Consider the following 23,540-nt stretch of genomic DNA (forward strand, 5'->3'; position numbering starts at 1 on the left):
ACCAGCCCAACCAGGCCAACCTCCGGGGCAACCCTTCAAGTTTGCCGCTCGTCTGCTTGGGAGTCAAATCCGTGACCGCCTCTTGGAGGCGCCGGACCCACTCGCTTGGTTTCCCTTGCGGCAGAGAGAACATTACACGGGGTCCGGCGGATCTCCTAATCCCGCCCCAGGCAGGGGCGAAAACGGGCTCTGACCTGCGCAAACGTCCCCTTCCAGCCGATGCAGCCGGGCCCGGAGGGACCCGGCGACCGGCCGCCTCGGGCGGGTCCTCAGGCGATGCGCTCGATGACGATCGGTGGGAGGTCGGGGCGAGACCCCTCGGGAGCGATCATGAACGCGTCGGACAGGGCCTCGCCGGCCCGCTCGAAACGGTCCGGGGTGTCCGTGTGCAGGGTGAGGAGGGGCTCGCCCCCTCGCACTTCCGCGCCGGGCTTGAAGTGGATCTCCACCCCGGCCGCGGCCTGGACCGGGTCCTCCTTGCGTGCGCGTCCCGCGCCGAGCCGCCACGCCGCGATGCCCACCGCCAGCGCGTCGAGCTTGACCAGGACTCCGTCCGCGGGCGCGAGGACCTGGTGGGTCTCCTTGGCGGTGGGCAATGGCGCGTCCGGGTCCCCGCCTTGAGCGCGGATCATCTGCCGCCACACGTCCATGGCGCGCCCGTCCGCAAGGACGGCGGCGGGGTCGACGTCGTCCTTCCCCGCGGTGGCGAGCATCTCGCGAGCCAGGGCCAGCGTGAGCTCGACGACGTCCTCGGGACCACCGCCCTCCAGCACCTCGACCGACTCGCGCACCTCGAGGGCGTTGCCTGCCGTCAGCCCGAGGGGCGTCGCCATGTTGGTCAGCAGGGCCACGGTGCTGACGCCGGCGTCAGTGCCCAGCCGGACCATCGTCCGGGCCAGCTCGCGGGCCTGAGCGAGGTCCTTCATGAAGGCCCCGGACCCCACCTTGACGTCGAGCACGAGGGAGCCGGTGCCCTCCGCGATCTTCTTGCTCATGATGGACGAGGCGATGAGCGGCACGCACGAGACGGTGGCGGTCACGTCACGCAGGGCGTAGAGCTTCTTGTCGGCCGGAGCGAGGCCCGATCCCGCAGCACAGATCACCGCGCCCACGTATTCCAGCTGACGCAGCATCTCGTCGTTCGTCAGCGTCGCGCGCCAACCGGGGATCGACTCGAGCTTGTCGAGGGTGCCGCCCGTGTGTCCGAGCCCCCGACCCGAGAGCTGCGGCACGGCGACCCCGCACGCTGCGACGAGCGGTGCCAGGGGGAGCGTGATCTTGTCACCGACGCCTCCGGTGGAGTGCTTGTCGCTGGTGGGCCTCGAGAGGCCGGAGAAGTCCAGCCGCTCCCCGGACCGGATCATCGCATCGGTCCACCGGGCCACCTCCTCGGTGGTCATTCCGTTGAGGTAGATCGCCATGGCCAGGGCCGCCATCTGCTCCTCGGCGACGACGCCCCGGGTGTAGGCGTCGACCACCCAGTCGATCTGTTCGTCACGGAGCGGGGTGTGGTCGCGCTTGGCGGCGATGATGTCGACGGCATCGAAGGCTTCGGTCGCAGGCGTCTGTGCGGTCACGGAACCATCCTCACCCATCCTGGGCTCCGGGCACCGCACCCAGATCGTCGATCCCGAACGCCTGGGGCAGGACCTCGCGCATGCTCAGGACACCTTCGGGAGTCATGAGCAGGCATTCGGGCCCGCCGTTCTCCCACAGCGTCTGGCGGCATCGTCCGCAGGGCATGAGGGCCGCCCCGTCGCTCCCGACGCAGAAGACGGCGACGAGCCGGCCCCCTCCTGTCGCGTGCAGGTGCGAGACCATGCCGCACTCGGCGCAGAGGCCGACCCCGTAGGCGGCGTTCTCGACGTTGCACCCCACGACGACGCGCCCGTCGTCGACGAGACCGGCGACGCCGACCGGGAACCGGGAGTAGGGCGCGTAGGCGCGGTGCATGAGCTCCTCGGCCCGCAGGCGGAGCATCTCCCAGTCGATGCCGTATGCCGCTGAGCCGGCTCCCGGGTCCGCCTCCGTCACGAGGCCTCCCCCTTCCGATAGACGACGCCGTCGGCCTTGGGCATTCGGAGCCGTTGTGAGGCGAAGGCCAGCACGATGAGGGTCGCGAGGTACGGGGTCATCCCCGTCAGCTCCCTCGGGAAGATCGACGTCAGGGCGAACCAGACGAGGACGGCGACGGCGATGACGACGCTGACCAGCCCCACGACGCGCTTGCCCTGCCGGCGACGCCAGAGCGCCCAGGCGCCCCAGAGCAGCAGGAACACCGAGAACGGCAGGAGGAACGCGTGGATGACGTCCCCGCCGCCGCGCAGGTAGATCGCGTCGCTGTAGCCGAAGAGCCCCGCTCCCGCGGCGAGGCCTCCGGGGCGCCAGTTGCCAAAGATCATGGCGGCCAGCCCGATGTAGCCACGGCCGCCCGTCTGGCCCTCGCGGTAGAGGTTGGAGGCGACCATGGCCAGGAAGCCGCCACCGAGCCCGGCCAGCCCGCCGGAGATGACGACCGCGACGAACTTGTAGAGGTAGACGTTGACGCCGAGCGTCTCGGCCGCGGTCGGAGACTCACCACACGACCGCAGACGCAACCCGAACGAGGTGCGCCAGATGATCCACCACGACAGCACGAGCAGGCCGACGACGAGGACGGTGACGACCGAGAGGTTGGTGACGAGGGCGCGGAAGACGCTGGCGACATCGGCCACGAGGAACGTGCGGCCTCGCTCGATCTCGCCCAGCCAGTCGGACAGCCCGGTGATGGTGATCCGGGGCAGCTCGGGCAGGCTCGGCGACTGCGTGCCGCCAGTGGCCTCGAAGGTCCGGACCGCGAGGTAGGAGGCCGCCCCCAGGCCGAGCAGGTTGAGGGCCACACCCGAGATGATGTGGTCGACGCCGAAGACCACGGTGGCGAGGGCATGGATCGCCCCGCCGACGGCTCCCATGAAGATCGCGCCGAGCAGCCCCGCCCACGGGCCGTAGTTCGACGCGAAGAAGGCCGCCCCCCACGTGCCGAGGATCATCATTCCCTCGAGCCCGATGTTGACGACTCCCGCGCGCTCGGACCAGAGGCCGCCGAGACCGGCCAGCGCGATCGGCGCCGCGAGCGCGAGCGCGGCGCCCAGCGCACCGGACGAGTCGATGTCGTTGGCCCCCGTGACGACGCGGGTCAGCGAGACGACGATGAGTCCCACCGCGGCCAGCACGACGAGGCGACGCCACCCCGCGAGAGCAGCCAGCCGGCCCCGCGGTTTGTCGGCCGGGGCGTGGTCCGGCTCGGTCCTCGTGACGACCTGGCTCATGCCGGGGCCCCTTCCTGGACGGTGGCGCCTTGCTGCGCGAGCGCCTGGGCCACGCGCCGCTGCTCGATGCGCACGTTGAGGCGACGGATGACCTCGTAGGCGATGACGACCGACAGGACGATGACGCCCTGGATGATGAGGACGAGGCGGTCGCTGACGCCGGCAGTGATCTGGAGGGCGTTGGACTGCTGGTCGAGGAAGGCCCACAGCACGGCGGCGAACACGATGCCGACGGGGTGGTTGCGACCGAGGAGGGCGATGGCGATCCCGGCGAAGCCCAGACCCGGCTGGAACGTCGTGCCGTAGGCGTAGTCCTGGCCGAAGAGGAGCGGCATGCCGACCAGCCCCGCGACGACGCCGGACAGGACCATCGACATGAGGACCATCCGCTTGACCTTGACGCCGCTCGCCACCGCCGCGGACTCACTGCGGCCGGTGGCGCGCAGGTCGAAGCCGAAGCGCGTCCGGCTGAGGACGAACCAGTAGAGCAGGCCGATGATGACCGCGAGGAGGAGGAGGCCGTAGACCTCGCGCGAGACGCCCGGGATCAGCGGCATCCCGGGCACCCGGGAGCCCTCCGGGACCGGCTTCGTGCTGACGATGTTGGATCCGGTCTGGGGCGCCACCTTGCGGAGCAGGAACGCGACGAGCACGGTCGCGATCGCGTTGAGCATGATCGTCGAGATGACCTCGGAGACACCGCGGTAGACCTTGAGCAGACCGGCGATGCCGGCCCAGATGCCACCGGCGAGCATCGCCACGACGAGCCCGAGCAGGATGTTGAGCGGGCCGGGGAGCCAGCCCTCTCCTGCCACCACTGCGGCGGCGAAGGCCGCGATGCGGTACTGGCCGTCGACGCCGATGTTGAAGAGGTTCATCCGGAAGCCGATGGCCACGGCGACGGCGGAGATGTAGTAGACGATCGCCGCGTTGACGATCGCCACCACGACCCTGGGTCGGGGCACCGACAGGATGGTGCCCCAGACCTCGCCCACCGGGTCTCCGGCGACGACGAGGATCGCGGACGTGACGATGACGGCCACGAGGATGGCCAGGGCGGGCGCGGACAGCGCGAAGCCGAGGCGTCGCAGGTCGAAGCGGCTCATCAGGCGGCTCCCTCTGTCGTGGCGCCGGTCATGGCGGAGCCGAGCTCCTCCTTGGTGACCCGGTCCGGGTCGAACTGGCCGGTGAGCCGGCCACGGAGGATGACGTGGATCGTGTCGGACAGGCCGACGAGCTCCTCCAGGTCGGCCGAGATGAGAAGCACACCGAGCCCGGCCCGGCGGGCCTGCTTGATGTGGTCCCAGATGGCGGCCTGCGCGCCGACGTCGACGCCCCGGGTCGGATGGGCTGCCACGAGGACCTTGGGCTCCCGGCGCATCTCGCGGCCGATGATGAGCTTCTGCTGGTTCCCACCGGACAGCGAACCTGCGGTGACGTTGATGGACGGCGTGCGCACGTCGTACTGCTCGACGACCGCCTCGGTCTCGTGACGGGCCGCGGAGGCATTGATGAGGGCGCCGCCGGGTCCGGTCACGTACACCGGCTCGGTCTGGTGGCCCAGGATGACGTTCTCCCAGAGGGGTGCCTCAAGCAACAGGCCGTGGCGATGGCGATCGGCGGGGATGTAGCCGATCCCGGCCTCGCGCAGCTCGCGGGTGTGCCAGCTCGACGTGTCGACGTCGCCGAGGAGGATCCGCCCGGAGGACGGATCGCGGATTCCCATGATGACCTCGACGAGCTCGTCCTGACCGTTGCCCTCGACACCGGCGATCCCGACGACCTCGCCCGAGTGGATGGTGAGGTTGACGTCGGTGAGCAGCGGCCGTCCCCCGAGCGGGTTGTCCAGGGAGGTCGCCTCGATGGTGAGGAGCGGCACCTCGGTCACCGTGGACTCTTCCGTGCTCGGGGAGGGCAGCTCCGAGCCGACCATGAGCTCGGCGAGGTCACCGGCCGTGACGTCCTGGGGTCGGACCTCCGCCACCGTCGTGCCACGCCGGATCACCGTGATGGCGTCCGCCACCTTCAGGACCTCGTCGAGCTTGTGGGAGATGAAGATGACGGTGAGTCCTTCGGCCTTGAGCTCGCGAAGGTTGTCGAACAGCTCGTCCACCTCCTGCGGCACGAGCACGGCCGTCGGCTCGTCGAGGATGATGATCCGCGCCCCCCGGTACAGCACCTTGAGGATCTCGACCCGCTGCTGGGCACCGACGCCGAGGTTCTCGACGAGGGCGTCGGGGTCGATGTCGAGCCCGTAGGCGTCCGAGATCTCGCTGATCTTGTGACGAGCCGCGTCGCCGATCCCGTGCAGCTTCTCGGCGCCGAGGACGACGTTCTCGAGAACGGTGAAGTTGTCGGCGAGCTGGAAGTGCTGGAAGACCATGCCGATGCCCGCGTCGATCGCGTCAGCCGGTGACCTCAGCTGGCGCTGCCTGCCCTCGACCGCGATGGTCCCCTCGTCGGGCTGCTGCACGCCGTAGAGGATCTTCATCAGCGTCGACTTGCCCGCGCCGTTCTCACCGACGATCGCGTGGACGGTGCCCCGGTGGACGGTCAGCTCGATGTCCTTGTTGGCGACCACGCCCGGGAACCGCTTCGTGATCCCGTGCAGCTCGACGACCGGGTCCGGGGGGGCGGTGGCGGCTGAGTCAGTGGGGACGATGACGCACGCTCCTCATCAGGGCCCGATGAACGGGCGACGACCGAATTGATGAACCACCACGCCGAACGTACACAGTCCCGCGGTGGCAGGGCGAGAAACGGCCCGGACGACGCGGCGCGTCATCCGGGCCGTTTCACCTGACCGGCTGGTCGATCCGCGACTCAGGGAGTCGTGGGGACCTTGATCTCGCCGGAGATGATCTTCTGCTTGTAGTCGTCGAGCTGCGCCTTGATGTCGTCGATCTTGCCGCCTGTCGTGGAGTAGTCCACGCCGCCGGCCTCGAGGTCGAACGACTTCTCGCCGGCCGTGAACTTGTCGTCGGCGATCGACTTGATGAAGTCGTACACGCCCACGTCGACCTTCTTGATCATCGAGGTGAGGATGACGTCGCGCACGGCCGCGTCGGCGGTCAGGGCCTGGTCGGCGTCGACCCCGATGGCGAGCTTGTTCGCGGCCTTCGCCGCCTGGAAGACACCACCGCCGGAACCGCCGGCAGCGTGGTAGACGATGTCGGCGTTGGCCTGGTACATGCCCTCGGCGGCCGCCTTGCCCTTGGCCACGTCACCGAACCCGGAGAAGTCCGGCGGCTGGGTGAGGTACTGCACCTTGATGTCGATGTCCGCCTTGACGGCCTTGGCGCCCGCGATGTAACCGGCCTCGAACTTCTTGATGAGAGGCGTCTCGACGCCGCCGACGAAGCCGATGACGTTGGTCTTCGACTTCAGAGCCGCGGCCGCGCCCACGAGGAACGAGCCCTCGTGCTCGGCGAACGTGACGTTCTCGATGTTGTCGCCCTGGGCGTCGGTCGAGTCGATCAGGGCGAACCTGACGTCGGGGTTCTCCTTGGCGACCTTGGCCACGGACTGGGCGTAGGCGAAGCCCACCGCCACGATGTTCTCGTAGCCCGCCTCGATCAGCTGCTGGAGCCGCTCCTCACGAGCCGACTCGGCCTCGCCGTTCTGGGCGACGGCTTCCTTGCTGTCGATCTTCAGCTCGGACTTGGCCTTGTCCAGGCCGGCGGCAGCGGCGTCGTTGAAGGACTGGTCACCGCGACCGCCCACGTCGTAGGCCATACCGACCTTGATCTGCTCGCCGCCGGCAGCTGGCCCGGTGCCGGTGCCGCCGGCGCCCGGGGTGGCGTCGGGGGTTTCGCTGCCGCATGCGGCAAGGCCGAGCGCGGCAGCGGCGATGACTGCCGCGACCTTGGTTGCGTGACGCAAGGGATGCTCCTTCACTCCGTGGCCGACGACGACATCGGCCCTGATTCCCGCACTGTAGACCCGGCCCTCGACAGGAAATGAACTGGTCAGTAAAAGTCGCCGCAAGTGTTACCGATCCGCGACCCCCACCACGGAGGACCGGCGGTCGGCCCCCTGAGCGAGGTCAGCGAGGGACGTGCCGCGGAGAGCCCGCGGGGGCGGCGCCCGGCCGGGCCAGGAGGTGGTGGGCGGCCGAGGCGAGCACACAGCCGGCCAGCGTGCTGGCGCCCACGGCGATGGCACCCTCCTCGATGACGAGGTCGCCCCGGTGGAGGTCGTAGCTCGCCCCACCCGGTCGCCGGGTGCCGAGGCGCGCCATGGCGCCGGGGACGTGCGTCAGGTACCAGGCGAAGTCCTCGCCGCCCAAGGACTGCGGGGTGGGCGCGACGGTGGCGCCGGCGCCCACGACGGCAGCGGTGAGGGCGTCGATGCACGATGCGTCGTTGACGACCGGCGGGACGCCCTTGGTGATCACCACGTCGGCGGCGACGGCGTAGGGGGCGACGACGGCGTGGACGACTTCGTCGAGGAGCTTCTCGACCCCCTCCCAGGTCTCCACGTCGAGCATCCGGAGGGTGCCGGTCGCCTTGCCGGTCGCCGGGATGACGTTGTGCGCTCCCCCGCTGTGGATGGACCCCCAGACGAGGGCCGCGGCCGCGCGTGGGTCCAGCCGACGCGAGAGGGCGGCCGGCACATCGGTGACGACCTTCGCCAGGGCGTAGGTGAGGTCCTGGGTCAGGTGCGGCCGAGAGGTGTGGCCACCCCGCCCGGTCAAGGTCACCTCGACCTGGTCGGCAGCCGCCGTGATCGGTCCGACGCGGAGCCCGACGTGACCGACGTCGAGAGCAGGGTCGCAGTGGAGCGCGAAGATCCGATCCACGCCGGCCAGGCCGTCCTGCGCGACGACGTCCTCGGCACCGCCCGGCATGAGCTCCTCCGCGGGCTGGAAGACGAGTCGGGCCCCGACCCCGTGGTCCCGGAGGCGCTCCTCCACCGCCTTGAGCGCGAGCGCGGCGCCGAGCAACGCGGTCGTGTGCACGTCGTGACCGCACGCGTGGCTGACCCCGTCGGTGCGAGAGGCGAACTCGAGCTCGGTCTGCTCGCGGATCGGCAACGCGTCGAGGTCGGCGCGCAGGGCGATCCGGACGACGGGCTCCGGAGCCCCGATGTCGGCCACCAAGCCGGTGCCCTGCAACCTGCGGGCGGCGATGCCAGCCGACTCCAGACGCTCCGCCAGGACGCGGGTCGTACGCACCTCGGCGCGGCCCAGCTCCGGGTGCTGGTGCAGGTCCCGCCGGAAGTCGATGAGCTCACCCTCGTGTGCGGTCACGACACGGGAGATCTCGTCGAACAACGGGGGCATGGTCACGAGTACGGGAGTCTACCGAGAGGATGTCCGTGCCCCTGATGCCGCTTGCCCGAAGGGACCGACCACTCGAGGAGGTGGCGCTGGGAGCGAGCCCAGCGGCATACGGCAGCCGTGTGCCGCTGGGCTCAGAAGGCCTCGCGCGGCTGGTAGGTGCCCCACACCTCACGGAGCGCGTGAGCCACCTCGCCCCCCGTCGCTCTGGCTGCGAGCGCCTTCTTCATCGGGTAGAGCACGTTGTCGGTCCCGCGGGCGGCGTCCTGGAGCTCTGCGAGCGCGGCCCGGACCGCGTCGTTGTCGCGCTCGGCGCGCAGACCCGCGAGGCGCTCGCGCTGCTCGGCCTCGATCTGCGGGTCGACGCGCAGGGGCTCGTAGTGCTCCTCCTGGTCCAGGGTGTACTTGTTGACCCCGACGACGGTGCGCTCCCCGTTGTCGATCTCGAGCTGGACGCGGTAGGCGGAGCGCTCGATCTCGGACTTCTGGAACCCCTGCTCGATCGCGGCCACCGCGCCCCCGCGGTCCTCGACCTGCTGGATCAGCGCGAGCGCTGCCTCCTCGATCTCGTCGGTCATCGACTCGACGACGTAGGAGCCGGCGAACGGGTCGACCGTCTTGGTCACGTCGGTCTCGAAGGCGATCACCTGCTGAGTGCGCAGCGCCAGGCGGGCCGCCTTCTCGGTCGGCAAGGCGATCGCCTCGTCGAAGGAGTTGGTGTGCAGCGACTGGGTCCCGCCGAGGACGGCGCCGAGGCCCTGGAGCGCGACGCGGACGAGGTTGACCTCCGGCTGCTGCGCGGTCAGCTGCACGCCCGCGGTCTGGGTGTGGAAGCGCAGCATCTGGCTCTTCGGGTTGGTCGCGCCGAACTGCTCCTTCATGATCCTGGCCCAGATCCGGCGGGCCGCGCGGAACTTGGCGACCTCCTCCAGCAGCGTCGTGCGCGCGACGAAGAAGAAGGACAGGCGCGGGGCGAAGTCGTCGACGTCGAGGCCGGCGGCCTCGGCGGCGCGGACGTACTCGATCGCGTTGGCGAGGGTGAACGCGATCTCCTGCACGGGCGTCGCCCCCGCCTCGGCCATGTGGTAGCCCGAGATGGAGATGGTGTTCCAGCGCGGCATCTCCTTGTGGCAGTAGGCGAAGACGTCGGCGATGAGGCGCAGGCTCTCACGCGGCGGGTAGATGTAGGTGCCGCGGGCGATGTACTCCTTGAGCACGTCGTTCTGGATCGTGCCGGTCAGCCGGTCCGCGGTGACGCCCTGCTCCTCCGCGACGAGCTGGTAGAGCAGCAGCAGCGTCGAGCCGGGCGCGTTGATGGTCATCGACGTCGAGATCTTGTCCAGCGGCAGCCCGTTGAAGAGGGTGCGCATGTCGTCGAGGCTGTCGATGGCGACGCCGACCTTGCCGACCTCGCCGTGCGCGATCGGCTCGTCCGAGTCGTAGCCCATCTGCGTCGGGAGGTCGAACGCGACCGAGAGTCCACCGGTGCCGGCCTTGACGAGCTGGTGGTATCGCTCGTTGGACTCCTTGGCCGTGCCGAACCCGGCGTACTGCCGCATCGTCCACGGCTTGCCGGTGTACATCGTCGGGTAGACCCCGCGGGTGAACGGGTAGCGCCCCGGCTGGCCGAGCTTGTCGTCCGGGTCGAAGCCGTCCAGCGCGTCGGCGCCGTAGACGGGCCGGATGGGCAGATCGGACTCGGAGCGCGCGCCAGTGCTGTCAGCCATGCAGCCGAGGGTAATGGCGCCGTCGGCCGGTCCGACATGGGCGGACCCCGAACGTAGTCGAGGTCACGCCCGCGTCCCGCCCCTCGGGACCGCGCGGGCGGACGTCACCGCAGACGCCGTATGCCGCTGGGCTGGCTCGCCGGGCCAACCTCCTTGCCTCCCCCCGGGCGGGGGTCCATCGTGAAGGCATGCCCGTGATCGAGGTCCGCGACCTCCACAAGTCCTTCGGCCACACCATCGCCCTCGACGGCCTCGACCTCACCGTCGAACGCGGTGAGATCCACGGGTTCCTCGGGCCCAACGGTGCCGGCAAGTCGACGACTCTGCGCATCCTGCTCGGCCTCGTCCGAGCCGACGGGGGCACCGCCACCGTCCTCGACGGAGACCCCTGGCACGACGTCGAGACCCTCCATCGTCGGCTCGCCTACGTGCCGGGGGACGTCGTGCTCTGGCCCAACCTCACGGGCGGCGAGGTCATCGACCTGCTCGGCTCACTCCGGGGCGGGCTCAACGAGTCGCGGCGTGCCGAGCTCCTCGAGCGCTTCCAGCTCGACCCGACGAAGAAGGGTCGCTCCTACTCGAAGGGGAATCGGCAGAAGGTGGCCCTCGTCGCGGCGCTCGCCTCCGACGTCGAGCTGCTCCTGCTCGACGAGCCGAGCTCGGGGCTCGACCCGCTCATGGACGCGGAGTTCCGACGCTGTGTCCGGGACTTCGCGGGCGACGGGGGGACGGTGCTCCTGTCGAGCCACATCCTCGGCGAGGTCGAGGCCCTCGGTGACCGGGTGAGCATCATCCGGGCAGGACGCAACGTCGAGTCCGGAGCCATCGACGAGCTGCGGCGGCGCTCGCGCACGACCGTCGACGCGTCACTGGAGACGCCGATCGACCCCACCGAGCTGCGGGTCGTGCCGGGAGTCGCCGACCTGGTCATCGCGGGTGACCGGGTGACGTGCACGGTCGAGACCGCTCACCTCGGCGACCTGCTCGCGCGGTTGGGACCCCACGGGATCCGCGGGCTGACGAGCCAGCCGCCCACCCTCGAGGACCTCTTCATGGACCAGTACCGCACCGACGAGGCCGCGGTGGGCCCGCGATGACCGGCTTCGCCGGCACGGGGACCCTGCTGCGCCTCGCCGCGCGCCGGGACCGGGTCCTCCTGCCCACGAGCATCCTCGCCGTCGTGGGCCTGGTCGCCGCAGGCGCGCGGGCGACCATCGACCTCTATCCCGATCCGGCGCTCGCCATCGCCGCGATGCAGGACGCGCTGTCGAACCCGGCCGTGGTGGCCCTCTACGGCCCGGTGTCCGACCCGTCCTCGATCGACTCCCTGGCGACCTTCAAGACGGTGCTCCTCGGGGCGGTGTTCGTCGTCCTGCTCGTCTACGTCGTCGTGCGGCGTCACACCCGCACCGAGGAGGAGGAGGGCCGCCTCGAGCTGCTCGGCGGCGGCGTGGTCGGCCGGCGCGCCCCGCTCACCGCCGCCGTCCTGCTCGCGACTGCTGCCGTGCTCGTGACGACCCTGCTCGTCACCGTGGCATCCGTGCAGGTCGGGCTGGACGAGACCGGGTCGATCGCCCTCGGCGTCGCCTGGGCCACGGCTGGGCTCACCTGGGTCGGCGTCACCGCCGTGGCTGCCCAGCTCGCCGGGACGGCCCGCGGCGCAGCCGGGTTCGCACTGGGGACGCTCGCTGTCGCCTACATGGTCCGGGTCGTCGGGGACGGCGCGGCCGACGGGAGCCTGGCCAGCCGGCTCAGCTGGCTCTCGCCCCTCGGCTGGGTCGTCAAGGTGGAGGCCTACGGTGCGAACCGGCTCTGGGTCGGAGTGCTCGGCGTCCTCGCGTACATCGCCCTGGTCCTCCTCGCCTACGTCCTCCTCGAACGTCGGGACCTCGGGTCCGGCATCTTCGCCGGGCGAGCCGGGCCCGCGCGCGGCGGCCTGCGCAGCACCGGGGCGCTGGCGCGGCGGCTCGCCACCGGAACCGTGGCCGGCTGGGTGGTCGGGGTCGCCGTCCTCGCGTCCGTCATGGGCTCGGTCGCGCCCAACGTCGAGACCTTCCTCAGCGGATCGCAGATCCGTGACCTGCTCACCCGCCTGGGTGGCTCTGCCGGAACCCTCATCGACACGTTCTTCGCGACCGAGCTCGGCTTCGCCTCGGTCGCCGTGTCGGCCCTCGGCATCGCGCTCGTCCTTCGTCTCCGCTCGGAGGAGACCGCGGGCCGAGCCGAGTCGGTCCTGGCCACCCGCACGAGCAGGATCGGCTGGGCCGTCAGCCACCTCGTCGTCGCGGTCGGCGCGACCGCGCTCGTGCTGGCCGTCATGGGCGTGGTGCTCGGCCTCGTCCGCGGCGGGCAGGTCGGTGACGTCCCCGGCCAGGTGGCCAGCCTCGGCGGGGCAGCCCTCGCCCGGCTCCCCGCCGTCTGGGTGTGTCTCGGGGTCGCGCTCGCCTTCGTCGGCCTGGCTCCGCGCTGGACCGGGTTCGCCTGGGGGGTGCTCCTCACCTTCTTCGCCCTCGGGGAGTTCGGTGAGCTGCTTCAGCTGCCCGAGTGGCTGGTGAACCTCTCGCCGTTCGCGCACCTTCCCCGCCTGCCCGGCGCAGACCTGGAGTGGCTGCCGCTCGTCGCCCTGGTGGCCGTGGCGACGGCGCTCGTCGGCGCCGGGCTGTACGGCTTCCGGAACCGCGACATCGCCTGACCGACCGAACCGCCGCAACGGACGACCCTGCCTCCACTACCGTTACGGCCCATGACCTCGATGGACGACTTCTGGGCCGTCATCCCGGCCGGCGGCTCGGGCACCCGGCTGTGGCCGCTCTCCCGCCGCAGCTCGCCCAAGTTCCTGCACGACCTCACCGGTTCGGGCCAGTCCCTGCTCCGGGCCACGTGGGAGCGTCTGGCGCCGCTCGCCGAGGAGCGGGTCATCGTCGTCACCGGCCAGCACCACGCCGAAGCCGTCCGGGCCCAGCTGCCGATGCTCCATCGGGACGCCGTGGTCACCGAGCCGAGCCCCCGCGACTCCATGCCTGCCATCGGCCTCGCCGCAGCCATCCTCGAGCGCCGGGACCCCGGCGCCATCCTCGGCTCGTTCGCTGCGGACCACGTCATCACCGAGGTCGAGGCCTTCCATGGCGCGGTGCGCGAGGCCGTCGTGCTCGCGCGACGAGGCGAGGTCGTCACGATCGGCGTGGAGCCGACCCATCCCGCGACCGGGTTCGGCTACATCCGGGTGGGCGAACCGCTCGGGGTCGAGGACGCGCCCTCCGGTCGTCGCGTGCGCGAGTTCGTCGAGAAGCCGGACGCCGCCACGGCGACCAAATATGTCGAGTCTGGTGAGTTTCGTTGGAATGCAGGCATGTTCGTCGTCGGGGCGACCACGCTGCTCGAGCTGCTGGCGCAGACCCACCCCGAGCTGACCGCCACCCTGCGCATCATCGCGAGCGACCCCCGCCGGATCAGCGACCTGTGGCCCACGCTGCCCAAGGTGGCCATCGACCACGCCGTGGCCGAGCCGGCCGCGGCCGCGGGCCGGGTCGCCGTCGTGCCGGCCCGCTTCGGCTGGAACGACATCGGCGACTTCGCCTCCCTCGCGACGATTCTGGCCGAGCAGGACGGCGCTCCGCCGCTGCGGGTCATCGCGGGAGAGCAGGACGTCGTGGCCATCGACTCAACGGGGCTCGTCGCCGCTGACAGCGGTCGCGCCGTCGCCGTGGTCGGGCTTGACGACATCGTCGTCATCGACACCGCGGACGCGCTGCTCGTCACGACGAAGGAACGCTCACAGGACGTCAAGAGGGTCGTGGAGGAGCTGCAACGACGCGGCTTGTCGGACCTGACCTGACGACAGGAGCCGCACACTCGACCGAGCACCGGGGTCGGCCCCGCTGGGACCGCGGGTGACCCCTGGGCAGGTGGGTCAGTCGCGACCGTAGATGTCGCGGGTGTAGACCTTGTCGGCGACGTCGGCGAGGTCCTCGGAGTGCCGGTTCGCGACGATGACGTCGGCCTCGGCCTTGAACGCGTCGAGGTCGCGGACGACGCGACAGCCGTTGAACGACTCGGACTCGAGGGTCGGCTCGAAGACGATGATCTCCACGTCCTGGGCCATGATCCGCTTCATGATCCCCTGGATGCTCGAGCTCCTGAAGTTGTCGGAGCCCTCCTTCATGACGAGGCGGAACATGCCCACCACCTCGGGGCCGCGCTTGAGGATGTCGCCGGCGATGAAGTCCTTGCGCGTGGTGTTCGAATCGACGATCGACCGGATGAGGGTCTGCGGCACCTGGTCGTAGTTGGCCAGCAGCTGCTTGGTGTCCTTCGGCAGGCAGTAGCCGCCGTAGCCGAAGGACGGATTGTTGTAGTGGGCGCCGATCCGCGGGTCGAGGCCGACTCCCTCGATGATCGACTTCGCGTCGAGGCCGTGCATCGCGGCGTAGGTGTCCAGCTCGTTGAAGTAGGCGACCCGCATCGCGAGGTAGGTGTTGGCGAACAGCTTGGTCGCCTCGGCCTCCGTCGGGTTGGTCAGCAGGACCGGGATGTCCGTGTCCTCGGCGCCCTCCACGAGCAGGTCGGCGAACTGCTTGGCCTCCGCGGAGAGGTCCCCGACGATGATTCGGCTGGGGTGCAGGTTGTCGAACAGAGCGCGCCCCTCGCGCAGGAACTCCGGCGAGAAGATGATCCTCGCGTCGGGGTGCTCCGTGCGGAGCCGCTCGGTGAACCCGACCGGAACGGTGGACTTGATGACCACGGTCGCCGCCGGGGCGTGCACGCGCACGTCGGCCACGACGGACTCGACGCTCGACGTGTTGAAGTAGTTGGTCGTGGGGTCGTAGTCGGTCGGCGTGGCCACGACGACGAACGCCGCACCGTCGTAGGCATCGGCCGGGTCGGCCGTGGCCCGCAGGCTCAGCTCCCGCTCGGCGAGGTACTCCTCGAGCTCCGCATCGACGATCGGGGACCGACGCTCGTTGACCAGCTCGACCCGGTGCCGGTCCAGGTCGAGGGCGACGACCTCGTTGTGCTGGGCCAGGATGACGGCGTTGGAGAGGCCCACGTAGCCGAGGCCGACGACTGCGATCTTCACACCGGACACCTTAGACGGTGCCCCGCGGTGGGGCACCTCGCCGGGAACCCCGGGCCCGACCGCCGCGGGAGGCCGCTGATCCGTGGGAGCGAGCCCAGCGGCATACGGCGTGGTGAACGGCCGTCACCCGACGGTCACGCAACTCACCCCCCGACGTCGCCCCCACCTCACCTGGGCTCGGGACGGTGGGACCGTGCGAGTTGCGATCGTGACCGAGTCGTTCCTCCCCAGCCTCAACGGCGTGACCACCAGCGTCTGCCACGTCGCCGAACACCTCCGCGCCCGCGGGCACGAGGGCGTCATCATCGCTCCCCGGTCGCGGGAGCCGATGCCGGCCACCTTCGCCGGCATCCCCGTGCACCGGATCACGTCCCTGCCGTTCCGTCAGTTCGACGTCGGCCTGCCGAGCGGTGAGATCGAGCAGATCCTCGCGGACGCGGCTCCGGACGTCGTGCACGTGGCCAGCCCCTTCATCATCGGAGCCCGTGGGCTGCGGGCGGCGGTCCGGCTCGACCTGCCGACCGTGGCGATCTTCCAGACCGACATGGCCGGCTACGTCCGCCAGCACACCCCCGGCTCGGCCGGCAACGCGACCGCCAACACGACGTGGCGCTGGATCCGCCGCATCCACTCGTGGGCCGACCTCACCCTCGCGCCCTCCACCGAGGCGCTCGCCGACCTCCGCGCCCACGGCGTGCCCCGCACGGACCTGTGGGGACGCGGAGTCGACACCACCCTCTTCTCCCCCGCCTGGCGCTCCGACGCGCTGAGCCGCGCATTGCGGCGAGAGCTCGCCCCCGGAGGCGAGCGGCTCATCGGCTACGTCGGTCGCCTGGCACCGGAGAAGGAGCTCGAGCGCCTCGCCGAGCTCGCCGACGTGCCGCACAGCCGGCTCGTCATCGTGGGCGACGGGCCGTCACGGCCGGCCGTGGGCGAATTGCTCACCGAGGCCGTCGCGGCGTCGCCGGGGAGACCCAACCTCCCACCGGTCTTCCTCGGGCCACGGCACGGCGAGGACCTGGCCCGCGCCTACGCGACCCTCGACCTCTTCGTCCACACCGGGACCCGCGAGACCTTCGGCCAGACCATCCAGGAAGCCGGGGCCTCCGGCCTGCCGGTCGTCGTGCCCCGGGCCGGCGGTCCGATCGACCTCGTGACCGACGGGGAGAACGGCTACCTCTTCGACCCCCGCACGCCCGGGGCGCTCCGCGAGGCCGTCTGCCGCTCACTCTCCTCGCCGGAGCACCTGACCGAGCTGGGTCGGCGGGGGCTCGAGCGAGTTCGCGACCGGTCCTGGGCCGCCTTCGTCGACCGGCTCATCGGGCACTACGAGGCTGTGGCCGACCGGCGCGTCGCCGTCGCGGCCTGAGCACCCCTGAGGCACCTCGATGTCCGGTCTGAGCGAACCAGTGGACATTGTCACAGTCGCGCGTTCTACCGGTGGGTAGGATTCTGGCGCTCCGGGCACGGCGATAGGGTGCCCCCCGTGGCCACCAACACTCTCCCAAGGACGGGACCTGCTGCGGCGCGCCGAACGACCGTGTTCCTCAAGATGGTCATGGCCGTGTCCGGCGCGCTCTTCGTGCTCTACGTCCTCCTGCACATGTACGGCAACCTCAAGATCTTCTCCGGCGTGGCGGCGTTCGACCACTATGCCGAGAGCCTGCGGACCCTCCTGACGCCGATCCTCCCCGTCGGTGGCGTCCTCTGGCTGCTCCGCGCCCTCCTCGTCGTGGCCGTCGTCGCGCACGTCTGGGCCGCCGCACAGCTCTGGCGCCGCGCCAACGGAGCCCGCTCGACCCGCTACGTCGCCAAGGAGGCGGCGCGGGCCGCGCTGACGTCGAAGGCGATGCGGTGGGGCGGACTCGCGCTGCTGCTCTTCATCATCTGGCACCTGCTGCAGTTCACCATGATCAAGTTCAACGTCGGCCCGGACGCCGCCGGCGACAGTGTCGGTCGACTCGTCATCAGCAGCTTCCAGGTCTGGTGGGTCGCGCTCATCTACGTGCTCGCGATGATCGCCCTGGCGATGCACCTCTACCACGGCATCTTCAGCGCGAGCCAGACGCTCGGCTGGTCGACGACGGCCAGGGCCCGCGCCCGCGCCCGGGGGACGGCGACGGTCGTCGCCCTCGTCGTGGCCATCGGATTCCTCCTGCCGCCGCTCGCCATTCTCTTCGGAATCATCAAGGGGAACTGACCGATGACTCAGCAGACCTCCGGTCTCATCCACAACCTCTATGCCGAGGGCGAGCCCATCCGGGACACCAAGGCTCCCGGCGGGCCGATCGCGGACCGCTGGAACACCCGCAAGTTCGAGTCCGCCCTCGTCAACCCGGCGAACCGCCGCAAGCTCTCCGTCATCATCGTCGGCACCGGTCTCGCCGGTGGCGCCGCGGCCGCGACCCTCGGCGAAGCGGGCTACGGGGTCAAGTCCTTCTGCTACCAGGACTCCCCACGCCGGGCCCACTCGATCGCCGCGCAGGGTGGCATCAACGCCGCGAAGAACTACAAGGAGGACGGCGACTCGGTCTTCCGGCTCTTCTACGACACCGTCAAGGGCGGTGACTACCGGTCCCGCGAGTCCAACGTCTACCGCCTCGCCGAGGTCAGCGCGAACATCATCGACCAGTGCGTCGCGCAGGGCGTCCCCTTCGCCCGCGAGTACGGCGGCCTTCTCGACAACCGCTCCTTCGGTGGCGTCCAGGTGTCCCGCACGTTCTACGCACGCGGCCAGACGGGCCAGCAGCTGCTCATCGGCGCCTACCAGGCCCTCGAGCGCCAGGTGGCCGCCGGCAACGTCGAGATGTTCAGCCGACACGACATGCTCGAGGTCATCGTCGTCGACGGGCGAGCCCGCGGCATCATCGCGCGCGACCTCGTGACAGGTGAGATCGAGACCCACCTCGCCGACGCCGTCGTGCTCGCGACCGGCGGCTACGGCAACGTCTTCTTCCTCTCCACCAACGCGATGGGCTCCAACGTCACGGCGACGTGGCGCGCCCACCGCAAGGGTGCGTACTTCGGCAACCCCTGCTACACGCAGATCCACCCGACGTGCATCCCGGTGGCCGGCGAGCACCAGAGCAAGCTCACCCTGATGTCCGAGTCGCTGCGCAACGACGGCCGCATCTGGGTGCCCAAGCGCGCCGAGGACTGCGACAAGGACCCCCGCCAGATCGCTGAGGAGGACCGCGACTACTACCTCGAGCGGATCTACCCCAGCTTCGGCAACCTCGTCCCCCGCGACATCGCCTCCCGTGCCGCGAAGTACGTCTGCGACGAGGGCCGCGGTGTCGGCCCCAAGGTGGGCGACTTCCGGCGTGGCGTCTACCTCGACTTCACCGACGCGCTGCGCCGGATGAGCAAGGAGGCCGTCGCGGAGAAGTACGGCAACCTGCTCGACATGTACCAGCGGATCACCGGTGAGAACCCGTACGAGGTGCCCATGCGGATCTACCCCGCGGTGCACTACACGATGGGCGGGCTCTGGGTCGACTACGACCTCCAGTCGTCGATCCCGGGCCTCTTCGTCGCGGGCGAGGCGAACTTCAGCGACCACGGCGCCAACCGCCTCGGCGCCTCCGCCCTCATGCAGGGGCTGGCCGACGGGTACTTCGTCCTGCCCAACACCATCCGCGACTACCTCGCCAAGGGACCGTTCGAGAAGCTCGACGAGTCGCACGAGGCCGTCGTCGAGGCCAAGGCGTCCGTCGACGCCCGCCTCGCCCGGCTCCTCGAGATCAACGGCGACCGCACGGTCGACTCGTTCCACCGCGAGCTCGGCAACATCATGTGGGAGTACTGCGGCATGGAGCGCACGGAGGAGGGCCTGCTCAAGGCGATCGACCTCATCCGGGCGCTGCGTGACGAGTTCTGGCGCAACGTGCGGGTCCTCGGGGCCGCGGACACCCTCAACCAGAGCCTCGAGAGGGCCGGCCGCGTCGCCGACTTCCTCGAGCTGGGGGAGCTCATGTGCATCGACGCCCTGCACCGCCGCGAGTCCTGCGGTGGGCACTTCCGGGCCGAGAGCCAGACCGAGGACGGCGAGGCGCTGCGTCACGACGACGAGTTCGCCTACGTCGCGGCCTGGGAGTGGGGTGGCGACAACGGTGGCGCCCCGATCCTGCACAAGGAAGACCTCGTCTACGAATTCGTCGAGATGAAGCAGCGGAGCTACAAGTGACCGGTATGAACCTCACCCTCAAGATCTGGCGCCAGGCCGGCCCTCGCGCCAAGGGCGAGATGGTGACCTACCCGGTCACCGACATCTCCCCCGACATGTCGTTCCTCGAGATGCTCGACGTGCTCAACGAGCAGCTCAACGCCCGCGGCGAGGAGCCGATCGCGTTCGACTCCGACTGCCGCGAGGGGATCTGCGGCATGTGCGGCCTGATGATCTCCGGCAAGGCGCACGGCCCCGAGGTGACGACGACGTGCCAGCTGCACATGCGCTCGTTCCACGACGGTGACGTCATCACCGTCGAGCCGTGGCGGGCCGACGCCTTCCCCGTCATCAAGGACCTCGTCGTCGACCGTGAGGCCTTCGACCGGATCATCCAGGCGGGCGGCTTCATCAGCGCCAACACCGGTGCGGCCCCGGAGGCCCACTCGGTCCCCGTCCCCAAGCCCCAGGCGGACCGTGCCTTCATGGCCGCCGCGTGCATCGGGTGCGGCGCCTGCGTCGCCGCATGCCCCAACGCGTCCGGCATGCTCTTCCTCGGCGCCAAGGTCACCCACCTCGGCGAGCTGCCCCAGGGCCAGCCCGAGCGGGACGCGCGGGTCGTCGCCATGGTCGACCAGCACGACCACGAGGGGTTCGGCGGGTGCACCAACATCGGCGAGTGCTCGCGCGCCTGCCCGAAGGAGATCCCCCAGGACGTCATCAACCAGCTCAACCTGGACCTGCGGCACGCGCTGTCGCGGGGGCTGTGACCTGCTGAGGCCACGAGCCGAAGGCCCGTTCCCTCTCGAGGGGCGGGCCTTCGCCGTGTCGTATGCCGCTGGGCTCGCTCCCGGGGCGACGCTAGGGTTTCCGCCGTGAACCGAAAGCCTGCAGCGACGCGGCGGCTGCTCCCGACGGCTCTCACTGCCACGGTGCTGGTCACCGTGTTGGTCACCGTGCTGGCCACCGGTGTGAGCCCGGCGTTCTCGGCCGCCGGGACGCCGGTCCCGCACGCGGCGACGGCGACGCCGACCTGCGAGGAGTGGCAGACGGTCACGCGGCTGCCCCTGCCGGCGCAGGGTCGCCCCACGCCGGGCTCGGCGACGGGTTCGTCCACGGTGACGCCCAGGCCCCGGACGACACCGGTGTGTCGAAACGCACCGCCCACGCCCTTCCCTCACCCGGCGTGGCTCCCGGAGACCGTGGTCGGCGGTGCTCGGCTCGGCGCCACAGGAGTGGTCGTCGACCTTCCCCCGGGGACGCCCGCGCCGCCGGCCGTGCGGGACGTGGCCTATATCCTCGCGGACCTCGACACGGGAGCGATCCTGGCGGCGAAGTCACCACACGCCTGGCTCCGCCCCGCCAGCACCCTGAAGACGTTGACCGCGCTCACCCTCCTGCCCCGTCTCGACCGCAGTCGTCTCGTCCTCGCCCGGCCCGAGCACGAGGCTGCTGCAGGGACCCGCGTGGGCATCCTCGCCGGGAACCGCTATCCGATCGGCAAGCTCTTCGAGGCCCTGCTCCTCTCGTCCGCCAACGACGCCGCCTACCTGTTGGCCGACGCTGCCGGCGGCTCCGAGCGGACCGCCGCGCTGATGAACGAGAAGGCGTTCGAGCTGGGTGCGCATGACACCGTCGCCGTCGACCCGAGCGGGCTGGACGAGGCCGGTCAGCACTCCGGCGCCTACGACCTCGCGCTGATCGGCCGGGCCGCCATGCGGCTGGCGACCTTCCGTCGCTACGTGGCCAAGCGCGACGCCATCTTCCCGGGAGGCAGGGCGACGGCGACCGGCACGGTGTACCCGAGCTTCCAGATCCAGAACATCAACGAGCTGCTCGGCCGCTACCCGGGCGCCATCGGGATCAAGCCCGGGCGCACCAACCGGGCCCAGCACACCTTCATCGGCGCGGCCACCCGCAACGGTCGCACGCTCATCGTCACGCAGATGGGCAGCACGACCGGCGACTGGCAGGACACCGCGGCGCTGCTCGACTGGGGTTTCGCCCACGCAGACACCGTGCCCCCCGTCGGGCAGCTCGTCGCACCCGGCGCCGCCCCGCCTCGCCCCGCCCCGAGTGCCCCACCGAGCTCGCCGGGCTCCACGCCGGCGCCGGGGCCGTCGGGCGCCGCCGGCACGGTCCCTGCGCCCGCCGGTGCCGGCAGCCCCCGGGGTGCCGGCGGTCCGAGCGGCGCCCTGCCGGAGAGCACCGCCTCGAACCTGGCGGCCGGAGCGATCTCGGCCCTGGCCCTCGTCCTCGCCGCCGGCGTCCTGCTCCTCATCCGTCGCAGCCGTCGCGTCTGACCGCGACTGACCGCGGCTCACCTGCGGCGCCGGCCCCCGCCCCTGCCCCGCCACGCACCGATCGCCAGGGTGCCGGCAGCACCGAGCACGACACCGGCCACGGCCGAGACCCGGTCACCCACCCGACTCGGCGCCGCCTCGGGGACGACGTGAGCGGCATACGGCTGGACGGTGGTCGCGGACACGACGGCGGCGTCCTCGGCAGCGCCCCGTCCCTTCCCCTCACCGGCCAGACGCGCGACGTCGACGTCGTTGGCTGCCCAGGCGGAGGCCAGCAGGACCACCCGGGACATGAGGTTGAGCCAGAAGAGCAGGCCCACGGCCACGGCGACCGCGCCGAGCAGGGGGTTGGCCGTGGCTCGCTCGATGAGCACACCACCGAAGTACTTCAGGGCGGTCAAGAGGACCGCTCCGACGACCGCGCCGTTGCGGACGTTGGTCCACGGGAGGGGCACTCCGGAGAGCAGCCGGATCAGGACCACCATGATCCCGGTGTCGAAGAACACCCCGAGCAGCAGGCCGATGACGGTGATGAGGACGGCGTTGCCGCCGACGCCCAGCCACTCGGCGACCTGCTCGGCGAGGCCGCCGATGACGCTCGTCATGACGGCCGAGACAGCGATGGCGAGACCGAGCGTCAGCAGGACACCGAGATCCCGGAGCTTGGCGGTGAGGAAGTTGCCCGGACTCGCGTCGAGGCCGAACACGCCGCGAATGCCCGTGCGCAGCGCGCTGATCCAGCCCAGCCCGGAGAAGAGCAGCGTCGCCAGGGAGACGACGCCCGTGATGGTCAGCGTGGAGCTCTCCGGCGCCGACAGACTGATGATCCCGTCGGGGTTGCTCTCCGTCCGCACCATCCCGGGAAGGTAGTCGTTGAGGGAGTCGGCGATGGTTGCCAACAGCTCGGGGCGCCCGTGCAGGACGAACCCGAAGACCGTGAAGGCCAACGCCAGCGCGGGGAAGATGGAGAAGAACGCGAAGTAGCCGATGCCCGCCGCGAGGAGGTCGCCGTTGGCGTCGCCGTAGCGCCTCCATGCCCGGTAGGGAGCGGACGCCTTGAGCCGAGCACCCAACGCTGCGATCGCCATGTCCAGGTCAACCTCTCTGGCTGCCCCGCAATCGGAAGTCGTGGGTGGGCCGCCACACCTGGTCAGTACCCAGGACGTAGAGCTGGAACGCGTCCACCCGGAACGACACGTGGAAGTCGGCCAGCTCCTCGAAGGCCCGGTCGAGCTCCTCCGGGCCCACGTTGTGGGCGACCGTCACGTGCGGGTGGTAGTAGAAGTCCAGGTCGCGGCGCACCGGCCCGGACCTCAGCGCGGTCTCCAGACGCTCGCAGTTGGACACGCCCTGGGCGACCTGGATGTAGACGACGTCGGACACCGGGCGGAAGGTGCCCGTCCCTCGCAGCACGACGTCGAAGGGGTCCCGCTCGTCGGCCACCTGCTTGCAGTAGGCGACGAACTCCTCGTAGACCCCGTCCTCGACCGGTGTCGGCGGCAACAACGTGATGTGCGCCGGGATGCGCCACGCAGAGGCATCACCGAACGCCGCCCGGCGCTCCTGGAGATGCTCACCGTGCGGCGACGGGATCGGGATGGAGACACCGATCGTCGTTGGTGGGGTCACAGAGGAACCGTACCGTTTGCGCGCGCACGCCCAGTGGGCGGCACGACGGC

19 protein-coding genes are annotated in these 23,540 nt (G+C 70.6%); 8 read left to right on the plus strand and 11 right to left on the minus strand.

What is annotated here, in order from left to right:
- Nucleotides 1-269 precede the first annotated feature (269 nt).
- The 8 genes from ABWV20_RS17500 to ABWV20_RS17535 form a co-directional block, all read right to left on the minus strand.
- Complete coding sequence (locus ABWV20_RS17500; protein WP_353357435.1) at nt 270-1,577, minus strand: thymidine phosphorylase; 1,308 nt, start codon at nt 1,575-1,577, stop codon at nt 270-272.
- Nucleotides 1,578-1,587: 10 nt separating this feature from the next.
- Entirely contained in the window at nt 1,588-1,980 is a 393-nt protein-coding gene (locus tag ABWV20_RS17505) for a cytidine deaminase (protein WP_353357576.1), read from the minus strand.
- Nucleotides 1,981-2,030: 50 nt separating this feature from the next.
- Entirely contained in the window at nt 2,031-3,308 is a 1,278-nt protein-coding gene (locus ABWV20_RS17510; protein WP_353357437.1) for an ABC transporter permease, read from the minus strand.
- Nucleotides 3,305-4,414 carry an ABC transporter permease gene (locus ABWV20_RS17515; RefSeq protein ID WP_353357439.1) on the minus strand — a complete coding sequence of 370 codons (1,110 nt, stop codon included), beginning with the start codon at nt 4,412-4,414 and terminating at the stop codon, nt 3,305-3,307. The genes ABWV20_RS17510 and ABWV20_RS17515 overlap by 4 nt, the downstream gene beginning before the upstream one ends.
- The gene (locus tag ABWV20_RS17520) at nt 4,414-5,889 is read right to left on the minus strand and encodes an ABC transporter ATP-binding protein (RefSeq protein ID WP_353357441.1); all 1,476 of its coding nucleotides are present in this window, start codon (nt 5,887-5,889) and stop codon (nt 4,414-4,416) included. Before ABWV20_RS17520 ends, ABWV20_RS17515 begins: the two co-directional genes overlap by 1 nt.
- Before the next feature lie 242 nt (nt 5,890-6,131).
- Nucleotides 6,132-7,190 carry a BMP family lipoprotein gene (locus ABWV20_RS17525; RefSeq protein ID WP_353357443.1) on the minus strand — a complete coding sequence of 353 codons (1,059 nt, stop codon included), beginning with the start codon at nt 7,188-7,190 and terminating at the stop codon, nt 6,132-6,134.
- Nucleotides 7,191-7,353: 163 nt separating this feature from the next.
- Entirely contained in the window at nt 7,354-8,592 is a 1,239-nt protein-coding gene (locus ABWV20_RS17530; protein WP_353357578.1) for an amidohydrolase, read from the minus strand.
- A 131-nt stretch (nt 8,593-8,723) separates the two neighbouring features.
- Entirely contained in the window at nt 8,724-10,316 is a 1,593-nt protein-coding gene (locus ABWV20_RS17535; protein ID WP_353357445.1) for an acyl-CoA mutase large subunit family protein, read from the minus strand.
- A gap of 188 nt (nt 10,317-10,504) precedes the next feature.
- On the opposite strand from ABWV20_RS17535, the gene ABWV20_RS17540 reads away from it, so the two are divergent.
- The 3 genes from ABWV20_RS17540 to ABWV20_RS17550 are packed head-to-tail and all read left to right on the plus strand — an operon-like array spanning nt 10,505 to nt 14,151.
- Nucleotides 10,505-11,413, plus strand: a complete 909-nt coding sequence (locus tag ABWV20_RS17540) for an ABC transporter ATP-binding protein (protein ID WP_353357447.1) — start codon at nt 10,505-10,507, stop codon at nt 11,411-11,413.
- Nucleotides 11,410-13,008, plus strand: a complete 1,599-nt coding sequence (locus ABWV20_RS17545; RefSeq protein ID WP_353357449.1) for an ABC transporter permease — start codon at nt 11,410-11,412, stop codon at nt 13,006-13,008. The genes ABWV20_RS17540 and ABWV20_RS17545 overlap by 4 nt, the downstream gene beginning before the upstream one ends.
- Before the next feature lie 51 nt (nt 13,009-13,059).
- Entirely contained in the window at nt 13,060-14,151 is a 1,092-nt protein-coding gene (locus ABWV20_RS17550; protein ID WP_353357451.1) for a mannose-1-phosphate guanylyltransferase, read from the plus strand.
- Nucleotides 14,152-14,226: 75 nt separating this feature from the next.
- Here the strand turns inward: ABWV20_RS17550 and ABWV20_RS17555 are convergent, their stop codons facing one another.
- Nucleotides 14,227-15,393, minus strand: coding sequence for a nucleotide sugar dehydrogenase (locus ABWV20_RS17555; RefSeq protein ID WP_353357453.1), 1,167 nt, complete (start codon nt 15,391-15,393; stop codon nt 14,227-14,229).
- A gap of 193 nt (nt 15,394-15,586) precedes the next feature.
- Here ABWV20_RS17555 and ABWV20_RS17560 point away from each other — a divergent pair, with 193 nt between their 5' ends.
- The 5 genes from ABWV20_RS17560 (at nt 15,587) to ABWV20_RS17580 (ending at nt 21,861) form a co-directional block, all read left to right on the plus strand.
- Nucleotides 15,587-16,762 (plus strand): glycosyltransferase family 4 protein, encoded by a 1,176-nt coding sequence (locus tag ABWV20_RS17560; protein ID WP_353357455.1) that lies wholly within the window; start codon nt 15,587-15,589, stop codon nt 16,760-16,762.
- 117 nt (nt 16,763-16,879) lie between these two features.
- The gene (locus ABWV20_RS17565; protein WP_353357457.1) at nt 16,880-17,593 is read left to right on the plus strand and encodes a succinate dehydrogenase cytochrome b subunit; all 714 of its coding nucleotides are present in this window, start codon (nt 16,880-16,882) and stop codon (nt 17,591-17,593) included.
- Nucleotides 17,594-17,596: 3 nt separating this feature from the next.
- Complete coding sequence (locus ABWV20_RS17570) at nt 17,597-19,579, plus strand: fumarate reductase/succinate dehydrogenase flavoprotein subunit (RefSeq protein ID WP_353357459.1); 1,983 nt, start codon at nt 17,597-17,599, stop codon at nt 19,577-19,579.
- A gap of 5 nt (nt 19,580-19,584) precedes the next feature.
- Nucleotides 19,585-20,328, plus strand: a complete 744-nt coding sequence (locus tag ABWV20_RS17575) for a succinate dehydrogenase/fumarate reductase iron-sulfur subunit (protein ID WP_353357461.1) — start codon at nt 19,585-19,587, stop codon at nt 20,326-20,328.
- Between the two features lie 105 nt (nt 20,329-20,433).
- On the plus strand, nt 20,434-21,861 hold the full coding sequence (locus ABWV20_RS17580; protein ID WP_353357466.1) for a D-alanyl-D-alanine carboxypeptidase family protein: 1,428 nt from the start codon (nt 20,434-20,436) through the stop codon (nt 21,859-21,861).
- Between the two features lie 17 nt (nt 21,862-21,878).
- Here ABWV20_RS17580 and ABWV20_RS17585 read toward each other — a convergent pair whose 3' ends face one another.
- Entirely contained in the window at nt 21,879-22,949 is a 1,071-nt protein-coding gene (locus ABWV20_RS17585; RefSeq protein ID WP_353357468.1) for a YihY/virulence factor BrkB family protein, read from the minus strand.
- 7 nt (nt 22,950-22,956) lie between these two features.
- Nucleotides 22,957-23,490, minus strand: coding sequence for a 2'-5' RNA ligase family protein (locus tag ABWV20_RS17590; protein WP_353357470.1), 534 nt, complete (start codon nt 23,488-23,490; stop codon nt 22,957-22,959).
- Between the last annotated feature and the right edge of the window lie 50 nt (nt 23,491-23,540).

Origin of the sequence: Intrasporangium sp. DVR (assembly GCF_040365325.1) — a bacterium.
In the GTDB taxonomy this organism is placed as follows: Bacteria; Actinomycetota; Actinomycetes; order Actinomycetales; family Dermatophilaceae; genus Intrasporangium.

Coding starts and splice junctions, on each gene's coding strand:
- ABWV20_RS17505 (WP_353357576.1), bottom strand. CDS start 1,980: ATGCTCCGCCTGCGGGCCGAGGAGCTCATGCACCGCGCCTACGCGCCC.
- ABWV20_RS17510 (WP_353357437.1), bottom strand. CDS start 3,308: ATGAGCCAGGTCGTCACGAGGACCGAGCCGGACCACGCCCCGGCCGAC.
- ABWV20_RS17515 (WP_353357439.1), bottom strand. CDS start 4,414: ATGAGCCGCTTCGACCTGCGACGCCTCGGCTTCGCGCTGTCCGCGCCC.
- ABWV20_RS17530 (WP_353357578.1), bottom strand. CDS start 8,592: ATGCCCCCGTTGTTCGACGAGATCTCCCGTGTCGTGACCGCACACGAG.
- ABWV20_RS17535 (WP_353357445.1), bottom strand. CDS start 10,316: ATGGCTGACAGCACTGGCGCGCGCTCCGAGTCCGATCTGCCCATCCGG.
- ABWV20_RS17540 (WP_353357447.1), top strand. CDS start 10,505: ATGCCCGTGATCGAGGTCCGCGACCTCCACAAGTCCTTCGGCCACACC.
- ABWV20_RS17545 (WP_353357449.1), top strand. CDS start 11,410: ATGACCGGCTTCGCCGGCACGGGGACCCTGCTGCGCCTCGCCGCGCGC.
- ABWV20_RS17550 (WP_353357451.1), top strand. CDS start 13,060: ATGACCTCGATGGACGACTTCTGGGCCGTCATCCCGGCCGGCGGCTCG.
- ABWV20_RS17570 (WP_353357459.1), top strand. CDS start 17,597: ATGACTCAGCAGACCTCCGGTCTCATCCACAACCTCTATGCCGAGGGC.
- ABWV20_RS17575 (WP_353357461.1), top strand. CDS start 19,585: ATGAACCTCACCCTCAAGATCTGGCGCCAGGCCGGCCCTCGCGCCAAG.
- ABWV20_RS17585 (WP_353357468.1), bottom strand. CDS start 22,949: ATGGCGATCGCAGCGTTGGGTGCTCGGCTCAAGGCGTCCGCTCCCTAC.